The 8,772-nt window shown below is 63.2% G+C and carries 10 protein-coding genes and 1 other annotated feature; of the genes, 7 read left to right on the top strand and 3 right to left on the bottom strand.

Annotated elements, in window-relative coordinates; all coding sequences use genetic code 11:
- The first annotated feature begins 243 nt into the window (after positions 1-243).
- Positions 244-603 (top strand): hypothetical protein, encoded by a 360-nt coding sequence (locus KAK06_RS06360; protein ID WP_210801077.1) that lies wholly within the window; start codon positions 244-246, stop codon positions 601-603.
- A 110-nt stretch (positions 604-713) separates the two neighbouring features.
- Here KAK06_RS06360 and KAK06_RS06365 read toward each other — a convergent pair whose 3' ends face one another.
- The gene (locus KAK06_RS06365; protein WP_210801109.1) at positions 714-2,060 is read right to left on the bottom strand and encodes an IS110 family RNA-guided transposase; all 1,347 of its coding nucleotides are present in this window, start codon (positions 2,058-2,060) and stop codon (positions 714-716) included.
- Positions 2,061-2,480: 420 nt separating this feature from the next.
- Between KAK06_RS06365 and KAK06_RS06370 the strand changes: the two genes are divergently transcribed.
- Both KAK06_RS06370 and KAK06_RS06375 read left to right on the top strand, forming a co-directional pair.
- On the top strand, positions 2,481-2,783 hold the full coding sequence (locus tag KAK06_RS06370) for a hypothetical protein (protein WP_210801078.1): 303 nt from the start codon (positions 2,481-2,483) through the stop codon (positions 2,781-2,783).
- A 164-nt stretch (positions 2,784-2,947) separates the two neighbouring features.
- On the top strand, positions 2,948-3,247 hold the full coding sequence (locus KAK06_RS06375) for a hypothetical protein (protein ID WP_210801079.1): 300 nt from the start codon (positions 2,948-2,950) through the stop codon (positions 3,245-3,247).
- Positions 3,248-3,364: 117 nt separating this feature from the next.
- Here the strand turns inward: KAK06_RS06375 and KAK06_RS06380 are convergent, their stop codons facing one another.
- Positions 3,365-4,711 carry an IS110 family RNA-guided transposase gene (locus KAK06_RS06380; RefSeq protein WP_210801109.1) on the bottom strand — a complete coding sequence of 449 codons (1,347 nt, stop codon included), beginning with the start codon at positions 4,709-4,711 and terminating at the stop codon, positions 3,365-3,367.
- A gap of 424 nt (positions 4,712-5,135) precedes the next feature.
- Here KAK06_RS06380 and KAK06_RS06385 point away from each other — a divergent pair, with 424 nt between their 5' ends.
- Complete coding sequence (locus tag KAK06_RS06385; RefSeq protein WP_210801080.1) at positions 5,136-5,576, top strand: GNAT family N-acetyltransferase; 441 nt, start codon at positions 5,136-5,138, stop codon at positions 5,574-5,576.
- A gap of 1 nt (position 5,577) precedes the next feature.
- Here KAK06_RS06385 and KAK06_RS06390 read toward each other — a convergent pair.
- Positions 5,578-6,803, bottom strand: a protein-coding gene (locus tag KAK06_RS06390; RefSeq protein ID WP_375140877.1) for an IS3 family transposase whose coding sequence is annotated in 2 segments (ribosomal slippage) — positions 5,578-6,515 and positions 6,515-6,803 — 1,227 coding nt in all. Because the reading frame shifts where the segments join, the coding sequence is not laid out codon by codon here.
- Positions 6,409-6,525, bottom strand: a sequence feature (AL1L pseudoknot). (Overlaps the previous gene by 117 nt.)
- A 325-nt stretch (positions 6,804-7,128) precedes the next feature.
- Between KAK06_RS06390 and KAK06_RS06395 the strand changes: the two genes are divergently transcribed.
- The 3 genes from KAK06_RS06395 to KAK06_RS06405 all read left to right on the top strand — a co-directional run bounded on the left by KAK06_RS06395 (position 7,129) and on the right by KAK06_RS06405 (position 8,522).
- The gene (locus KAK06_RS06395) at positions 7,129-7,374 is read left to right on the top strand and encodes a hypothetical protein (protein ID WP_210801082.1); all 246 of its coding nucleotides are present in this window, start codon (positions 7,129-7,131) and stop codon (positions 7,372-7,374) included.
- Positions 7,375-7,650: 276 nt separating this feature from the next.
- On the top strand, positions 7,651-7,929 hold the full coding sequence (locus tag KAK06_RS06400; protein ID WP_210801083.1) for a hypothetical protein: 279 nt from the start codon (positions 7,651-7,653) through the stop codon (positions 7,927-7,929).
- Positions 7,930-8,297: 368 nt separating this feature from the next.
- Positions 8,298-8,522: a hypothetical protein gene (locus KAK06_RS06405; RefSeq protein WP_210801084.1), complete on the top strand. Its 225-nt coding sequence runs from the start codon at positions 8,298-8,300 to the stop codon at positions 8,520-8,522.
- The last annotated feature ends 250 nt before the right edge of the window (positions 8,523-8,772 follow it).

Below are 8,772 nucleotides of genomic sequence, written 5' to 3' on the forward strand. Positions count from 1 at the left end.
TTGGCTTCCCACCTACGATTCCATCTTTGCCTGCTTTCCGCGCTAGCCTTGCATTGCAGGCCTTAAGTACAGCGCTCTCGCAACTCCTATCCCCGGCTGAAGAATGACGCCTAACCCTTCGCTCAAGCGGAGCGCCAACGGCAAGCCACCTGGCCCGCGTGGCGCCTTGGTTTATCCTGCACCACGCGGGCCAGGTGTCTCGCCGTCGTCGCCCGCTTAGCTCAAACGTTAGGCGTCAAAGTCATGCACTACGGCATCACTCGCGAAGCCACGAACTTCACCCACGCTGGTATGAACGACTGGCGTGTGAAGGCGATCAAAACCTTGCTCTTCTTTGTGCCACGCGCCAATCCCGACAACGAGGTCAAGTATCCCGAGGTCCGAGCCTGGGCGCTTGAATTGTCCGATGAGGGGATTCCTCAGCGAGAGGTTGGACTGTCAGTAAGTGGAGAAGCACTCTTTCGGTCACCGAACGCTAGGAACACAGGGTTCTGGACGGACATGGCAAGCCAGAAGTTCGAGCCGGAACAGCTCGATCCGCTGAGTTCGGAAGAGTTCTCGTCGCTCTGGCAAGCCGCAGAACAACGGGAGCCTGCCCAGTGAGCAGCTCACTTCGTCGTCTTCCAGACTTGAACCGAGTTCCCACGCAGGGCGCCTCCGCGTTGACGCCTCTCAAGAAACTCCTCCCAAGTGACTGATCTGCAATGACTTTTTCAGGTCGCCTGGGCCGTGGGGACGACGGACAGTCCGAGCTTGGCGGCGCGTTGGGTGATCTGGCGGATGACGCGTTCGCGGTAGCGTTCCTCGAAGTAGTCCTGGCCCTGGTCGGTGTATTCCTCGCCCTTGGTCAGCAGGGTGTAGATCAGCCGGGCGAGCTTGTGAGCGGCGGCGGTGACGGCTTTGGGCTTGTCCATGTGTGAGCACATCCTGCGGAAGTACGCGCCCAGCGCCGACTTGCTCGAGCGCAGCGCGGCGGCGGCCAGGCGCAGGGCCTGTGCAGCGCGGTTGGCACACCGCTTGGTCTTGCCGCTGAGCAGCTTGCCGCCGGTGATCTTGGTACCGGGGCACAGCCCGAGCCAGGAGGTGAAGTGCTTGACGGAGGGGAAGCGCGACATGTCCACGCCGATCTCCGAGACCACGACCAGCGCGGTGGTCACGTCGATGCCATCGATGCGCGTCAGGTCGACCCCGCACATGCGAAACAGCTGGGCCCGCAGGTCGAACTTGGGCGCATTGCGGGCGCGGCTGCGCTTCTTGCCGGGCTGAGGATCGCCCGTGTGAGCGGCCAGGACCTGCAGTTGCGCCTCGATGGCGGCGTCGCACTCGGCGAGCTGGGTGGCGTAGAAGTCGAACAGGGCCAGGGCCTGCTTCAGGGCGAACAGATGCTCGGCGCGCCAGGAGCCTTGCAGGCTCTGGGCGATCTCGTTGGTGCTGGCCTTGATGCGGGCGTCCTTGAGGGCCGCCAGCGTCAGTCCGTCGCGTTCGCCCGCGACGATGGCGCGCAGGATCTTCTGGCCGGTGGCGCCAACGATGTCGGAGATCACGTTGGCCAGTTGCAGGTTCATCTGGGTGAGCGCCTTTTGCATATGCTGCACGTGGCGCGACTGGCTGCGCAGCAGCATCTCGCGCTGGCGGGACAGGGCACGCAGCGCGCAGACCTCATCGGCCGGGCGGAAGGCCCCGCGCAGCAGGCCATAGCTCATCAGCTGCTGCAGCCACTGGCAGTCCAGCACATCGCTCTTGCGGCCCGAGACGTTCTTGACGTGCCGGGCATTGACCAGCAGCACGGTGAAGCCGCGCGCGTCGAGCAGCTCGAACAGGGGGATCCAGTACACGCCGGTGGACTCCATGGCCACGGTGTCCACGCCGCAGGCGGCCAGCCAGTCGGCCAGGCGGTGCAGATCGGCGGTGAAGCTCGCAAACTCGCGCACCGGCTCGTCATCGCGATCGGGTGGCACGGCCACATAGTGCGAGGCCGAGCCGATGTCGATGCCGGCGGCGTTGGGGTGGGTCAGGCTCAGCGCGGCGCGCGCCTTGCCAGAGCGAGGTGGTGGGGAAATTCGGTTGCGTTGAGCCAAGGCGTCCTCCATCATCCGTTGCGGAATGTGGCGCCGCATCGGGTACGTCGTCTTGCTCACTCTCTCAAACGGGATATCGTCGGGGCAGCTGCGAACTGCCGCGCCGATTCACCAATGTCGATGACGTCACCCAGGACCACGCTAACCCGCGGGCAGTGCGCACCATTGCCAAATCGGTCTTCCGCGGCGCCGCATTCCACCTTGCCACATCGCGCCAGCACAGAGTTTCTTCGGGACGATTTGCGGCGGGGTCGGGCCGATTACTTCGCTAACCCCTCGCTCGAGCCGACCCGCTCCGGCAGGCACTGTAAGCCCGGCCTGAGCCAGTTGAACTATCGTCTCAGTCCGGGCTTACAGTGCCTGCCTACGCGGGCTGCTCAGCTCGAACGTTAGGCAGCACGAATGCCATCGTTCGTCGCGACGGTCATCGAAACCTGGGCGCAGCTCGCTACGCCTCTTCTGGAGCGTGGATTCAAGTCGAGCACAAAGCAAAGTGCTCTTGGCAAGGCTGTCATCGAGCTGGAAGGCCCAGGTGTTGTGGCAAGCATCGAGCTCTGGGAAGATGGCCAATGCTTGGATACCACTCTTCATCGTCTCTCGGCAGATCGCGGTTCTATCTTGGCTTGCGGCTCATGCCAGTCGCACGCCGAAACGGTCACTCGACTGTCAGAGCTTCGAGCCGCGCTGCTCAACGCTACCGGATGAGTACCGTGCTGCCTAACCCTTCGCTGGAACCGACGCCCGCCGTCATGACACTTGGCCCGCTTCCCGGCTTAGTTCATCATCCGTCCAGCGGGCCAAGCGCCATGCCGGCGTGCGCGGCTCAGCTCGAACGTTAGGCTTCACAACCGAACCATCGCGCAGCGGACATGTATCGGCGCATCCGTTCAACTCTAGTCGGCCTCCTACTCGGCCTTACCGCGTACGTCACCTGGCTAACGCGCGATCCGCGGCACTTCGCCAACCCTGATTCGTGGGACTTGTCAGGATTGATCCTTTGGTATCTCGCCATAGGCGCAGCCATTGGCTTTGTTGGCGGCTTGTCGTTCGTCGAGCGCTGGCTTGAAGACAAGCAAGGTGAACTCTTTGAGAACACGCTGTTGAACGCCTTGTCTGTCCTCGCACTTGTCGCAGTGATTGCGATCGCCATCTATTCCGCCCGCAGCTAACAGACCAGCCATGAGCCCAATGTTCACAACTTTCCTCCCAAGGTTCGTACTCGACTCCTCTCTGCAGTGAAGCCTCTCAAGAAACTCCTCCCAAGTGACTGATCTGCAATGACTTTTTCAGGTCGCCTGGGCCGTGGGGACGACGGACAGTCCGAGCTTGGCGGCGCGTTGGGTGATCTGGCGGATGACGCGTTCGCGGTAGCGTTCCTCGAAGTAGTCCTGGCCCTGGTCGGTGTATTCCTCGCCCTTGGTCAGCAGGGTGTAGATCAGCCGGGCGAGCTTGTGAGCGGCGGCGGTGACGGCTTTGGGCTTGTCCATGTGTGAGCACATCCTGCGGAAGTACGCGCCCAGCGCCGACTTGCTCGAGCGCAGCGCGGCGGCGGCCAGGCGCAGGGCCTGTGCAGCGCGGTTGGCACACCGCTTGGTCTTGCCGCTGAGCAGCTTGCCGCCGGTGATCTTGGTACCGGGGCACAGCCCGAGCCAGGAGGTGAAGTGCTTGACGGAGGGGAAGCGCGACATGTCCACGCCGATCTCCGAGACCACGACCAGCGCGGTGGTCACGTCGATGCCATCGATGCGCGTCAGGTCGACCCCGCACATGCGAAACAGCTGGGCCCGCAGGTCGAACTTGGGCGCATTGCGGGCGCGGCTGCGCTTCTTGCCGGGCTGAGGATCGCCCGTGTGAGCGGCCAGGACCTGCAGTTGCGCCTCGATGGCGGCGTCGCACTCGGCGAGCTGGGTGGCGTAGAAGTCGAACAGGGCCAGGGCCTGCTTCAGGGCGAACAGATGCTCGGCGCGCCAGGAGCCTTGCAGGCTCTGGGCGATCTCGTTGGTGCTGGCCTTGATGCGGGCGTCCTTGAGGGCCGCCAGCGTCAGTCCGTCGCGTTCGCCCGCGACGATGGCGCGCAGGATCTTCTGGCCGGTGGCGCCAACGATGTCGGAGATCACGTTGGCCAGTTGCAGGTTCATCTGGGTGAGCGCCTTTTGCATATGCTGCACGTGGCGCGACTGGCTGCGCAGCAGCATCTCGCGCTGGCGGGACAGGGCACGCAGCGCGCAGACCTCATCGGCCGGGCGGAAGGCCCCGCGCAGCAGGCCATAGCTCATCAGCTGCTGCAGCCACTGGCAGTCCAGCACATCGCTCTTGCGGCCCGAGACGTTCTTGACGTGCCGGGCATTGACCAGCAGCACGGTGAAGCCGCGCGCGTCGAGCAGCTCGAACAGGGGGATCCAGTACACGCCGGTGGACTCCATGGCCACGGTGTCCACGCCGCAGGCGGCCAGCCAGTCGGCCAGGCGGTGCAGATCGGCGGTGAAGCTCGCAAACTCGCGCACCGGCTCGTCATCGCGATCGGGTGGCACGGCCACATAGTGCGAGGCCGAGCCGATGTCGATGCCGGCGGCGTTGGGGTGGGTCAGGCTCAGCGCGGCGCGCGCCTTGCCAGAGCGAGGTGGTGGGGAAATTCGGTTGCGTTGAGCCAAGGCGTCCTCCATCATCCGTTGCGGAATGTGGCGCCGCATCGGGTACGTCGTCTTGCTCACTCTCTCAAACGGGATATCGTCGGGGCAGCTGCGAACTGCCGCGCCGATTCACCAATGTCGATGACGTCACCCAGGACCACGCTAACCCGCGGGCAGTGCGCACCATTGCCAAATCGGTCTTCCGCGGCGCCGCATTCCACCTTGCCACATCGCGCCAGCACAGAGTTTCTTCGGGACGATTTGCGGCGGGGTCGGGCCGATTACTTCGCTAACCCCTCGCTGGAACCGACGCCCACCGTCATGCCACTTGGCCCGCTTCCCGGCTTAGGCCATCATCCGTCCAGCGGGCCAAGCGCCATGTCGGCGTGCGCGGCTCAGCTCGAACGTTAGGCAGCACGACAAGCCCATGATCGTCATCCGCCGGATCGAACCCCAAGAGTGGTCGAAGTACCGTGAACTTCGCCTGCGCTCCCTCCAGGATTCACCAAATGCCTTCGGGAGCACGTACAGCCTCGAAGTAGCCAGACCGGACGAAGTCTGGACCACCCGAGTTCGAGATGCCGCAGCCTCAGGACAAGATATCGCGCTCTTCGCACAGATCGGCAGTGACCTATGCGGCCTGACTTGGTGCAAGGTGTTCCCTGAGAGCCCGAGTGTTGCCAACCTCTTCCAGATGTGGGTCGCACCTGAGTACCGGCAGATTGGTATCGGTGCCCGGCTTCTCACCGAGGCTATTGCATGGGCGGCCTCCTCTGGGGCTAAGCTACTTCGCCTTGGTGTTACTGAAGGCGACACCCCTGCAGTACGTTTGAATCGCCCCGGGCTTGACGGAGGCCAGTTGGCTTAAGTCAGACGGTCGCGGCCTGACCAGCGCGTTGCCGATGGTAATTGGCTTCGAACTCTGCCGGCGGCAAGTGACCCAGCGGACCCATCAGGCGGTGATGGTTGAACCAGGACACCCATTCCAGGGTAGCCAGCTCGACCGCCTGTTTGGTCTTCCACGGCCCGCGCCGATGGATCACTTCAGCCTTGTAGAGCCCGTTGATCGTCTCGGCCAGCGCGTTGTCGTAGCTGTCGCCCTTGGAGCCCACGGAGGGCTCAATGCCGGCTTCGGCCAGGCGCTCGCTGTAGCGAATCGACAGGTATTGCGAGCCCCTGTCGGAGTGGTGCGTCAGGCTGCCGTCGTCATCTGGCTTGCGGTCGTACAGCGCCTGTTCCAATGCATCCAGGACGAACTCCGTGTGCATCGAACTGCTCTGGCGCCAGCCGACGATGCGCCGGCTGAAGACGTCCACCACAAAGGCCACGTAGACCCAGCCCTGCCAGGTCGAAACGTAGGTGAAGTCCGACACCCACAGCTGATTCGGCCTCTCGGCTCTGAACTGCCGATTGACCCGGTCCAGAGGGCACGGCGACGTCGGGTCAGGGATGGTGGTGCGCAGCGCCTTGCCTCGGCGAACGCCCTGCAAGCCCTGCAGCCGCATCAGACGCTCGACCGTACAGCGCGCCACCTCGATGCCCTCGCGGTTGAGCTGACGCCAGACCTTCTCGGCACCATAGACCTGAAAGTTGGCCCGCCAGACCCGCTCGACTTCAGGCATGAGGACAGCGTCGCGCTGGGCTCGATGGGACCGCAGTTCGGGCCTGCGCTGGCACGCGGCGTGGTGCCGGTAGGCGGATGGGGCGATCTGCAGCACGCGGCAGATCGACTCGACCCCAAACTGCCCACGGTGTTCGTCGACAAATTCCTTCAGGACTTGATGCGGCGGTCGAGCTCCGCCTGGGCGAAAAACGCGCTGGCCAGCTTCAGGATCTCGTTGGCCTTGCGCAACTCGCGCACCTCGCGCTCCAGATCCTTGATGCGCTGGGCTTCGGCCGTCGACACCCCATCGCGCACACCAGCATCCACTTCATGCTGCTTGACCCAGGTATGCAGCGTCTGCGGGACGCAGCCGATCATGCCGGCGATGGCCTCGATGGCAGCCCACTGCGACGGGTGCTCGCCTCGGTGCTCAAGCACCATGCGCACGGCGCGCTCGCGCACCTCAGGTGAAAACTTCGGGGACTTCTTCATGGCTCCATTCTCCAGAGTTGGAGCCTCCGTCAAACCCGGGGCGATTCAGTTTGTACTCGGCACATGGCTTTGTACAGGTCGGGCAACTGGAGCCTCTGCGGGTGGGCTCGGAGCTGAAGGCAATGACTATGGAGCTTTCGCTCAGTGCTGCCTAACACCTCGCTGGAACCGACGCCCACCGGCATGGCACTTGGCCCGCTTCCCGGCTTAGGTCATCATCCGTCCAGCGGGCCAAGCGCCATGCCGGCGTGCGCGGCTCAGCTCGAACGTTAGGCCTCAGATTCAGACCGTCGCTACTCCAGCACAGAAGTCAAACGAGTCCTCAATGCGCAAGAGCACAAAGACAGATGACAGTTCGCTGCGACGCCTCTCCTTGCATCTCAGCGTGATCTTCGTCTGTTTGTGGGTTGCAGCAATCAGCCTCGCTCTCTTCGGTGGTCCTTTCTGGTTGCAGGTAGTGCTTGGTCTGCTCGGGCTTGGCGTTGCATTGGCAGACCGCAAGTACATTCGCCAAAGAGCAAGAGCGACGTTCTACAACGAGGCGCCCGATCAGGAGCAACGCCAGCACTAGGCCACCGGTTGCCATTGAACCGCCACATGAACACACGTCTGCGTGTCACGGTGAGGTCTAGAGTCCACGCCTTGCGACCGTCCCCTGTCTTCAGCGACCCTCAGCTGAGGCCTAACCCCTCGCTGGAACCGACGCCCACCGCCATGGCACTTGGCCCGCTTCCCGGCTTAGGTCATCATCCGTCCAGCGGGCCAAGCGCCATGTCGGCGTGCGCGGCTCAGCTCGAACGTTAGGCATCCAGGTCATGGTTGCGGTTGTTTTCGAGGAATGATCCAAGTGCAAAGCGACGACTCGTTGGTCAGCGTCGCTGTGCTGGCTCTGGTGATCTTCTTTCTAGTCCCATCGCGCTACCTGCGTTTGGGACACTACGTGGTGGCAAGCTTCGTCGCGGCCTTCGTTTTTGGCTCCCATGCGGATGACACCTACTTCCGTGTCAGTCTTGTGGCAGGCGTTGCGCTTGGTGGCGTCTGGCTGTTTCGCAAGCTGAGTCATGGTCCTGCTAGGGAAGCGAACAACGATTCGGTGGCCGATACTGGCGAGAGACCGAAGGAGTAGGCCAAGATGCCTAACAAGTCGCTCGAGCGGACCTCCGCCAACTGGCCGCGCTACGCTCACCAGTTCATCATCGCTGCGCGCGGCCAGCTGTCTTCGGCCCCTCAGCTCCAACGTTAGGCCGCACAATTCCCATTGCACAGGGGGCGAGCATGAAACTCAGACTACGCGTACCGACATTCGCAGCGCTGTCGCTTTCGCTGCTTCTCGTCAGTTCGATTCCTGCGCTTCAAGGGTGCGGCGGTGGAGACTCCTGCTGCAAGGTGTGCACCGATGGCAAGGCGTGCGGAGACACCTGCATCGCAACTAACCAAACGTGTACACAGCCGTCAGGCTGTGCATGCAACAAGTGAGCCGACCAGGGAGTTCCAATGGAAGACGAAGACACGGAAGAACGCTACAGGCAGCATCTTGCCGCGCTGATCAGTCGGACCAAGTCACGTGGAGGAACGAGGTACTTCAATCAGTACGTAAACCGCTGTCGCGATGAAGCGGCCATCGCCTATCCGAAGGGGGCCGCAGCGGCGCGAAAGAAGGACACCGCCGCCGGTGGCATCTTGGGCGCTCTTGCGGCGCTTTTCTCCATCTTTGGTTAACGCGCACCGTGCGGCCTAACAGGTCGTTCAACCGGACGCGCCGCGGCATGGCGCCCTGGCCGTGCACCCGTCTTTGTCTATCATCGGCCGCACGGCCAGGGCGCCATGCCGCGCCGTGCCGGTTATTGATCCGGCATTGAAATGTTGAACTTTTCCGGACGCGTAGAGTCTGACCCTGCATGGACAAGATCGACTCTCGAACGCTGCCGCTGGAGGCCCTCAACGAGCGCAGGCGCCGGGCGGTGAAGAT

The organism is Ideonella aquatica, assembly GCF_018069755.1.
Classification (GTDB): Bacteria; Pseudomonadota; Gammaproteobacteria; order Burkholderiales; family Burkholderiaceae_C; genus Ideonella; species Ideonella aquatica.

Excerpts from the sequence above, each read along its gene's own strand:
- KAK06_RS06370 (WP_210801078.1), top strand. The coding sequence starts at position 2,481 with ATGCCATCGTTCGTCGCGACGGTCATCGAAACCTGGGCGCAGCTCGCT.
- KAK06_RS06375 (WP_210801079.1), top strand. The coding sequence starts at position 2,948 with ATGTATCGGCGCATCCGTTCAACTCTAGTCGGCCTCCTACTCGGCCTT.
- KAK06_RS06395 (WP_210801082.1), top strand. The coding sequence starts at position 7,129 with ATGCGCAAGAGCACAAAGACAGATGACAGTTCGCTGCGACGCCTCTCC.
- KAK06_RS06405 (WP_210801084.1), top strand. The coding sequence starts at position 8,298 with ATGGAAGACGAAGACACGGAAGAACGCTACAGGCAGCATCTTGCCGCG.
- KAK06_RS06360 (WP_210801077.1), top strand. The coding sequence starts at position 244 with ATGCACTACGGCATCACTCGCGAAGCCACGAACTTCACCCACGCTGGT.
- KAK06_RS06385 (WP_210801080.1), top strand. The coding sequence starts at position 5,136 with ATGATCGTCATCCGCCGGATCGAACCCCAAGAGTGGTCGAAGTACCGT.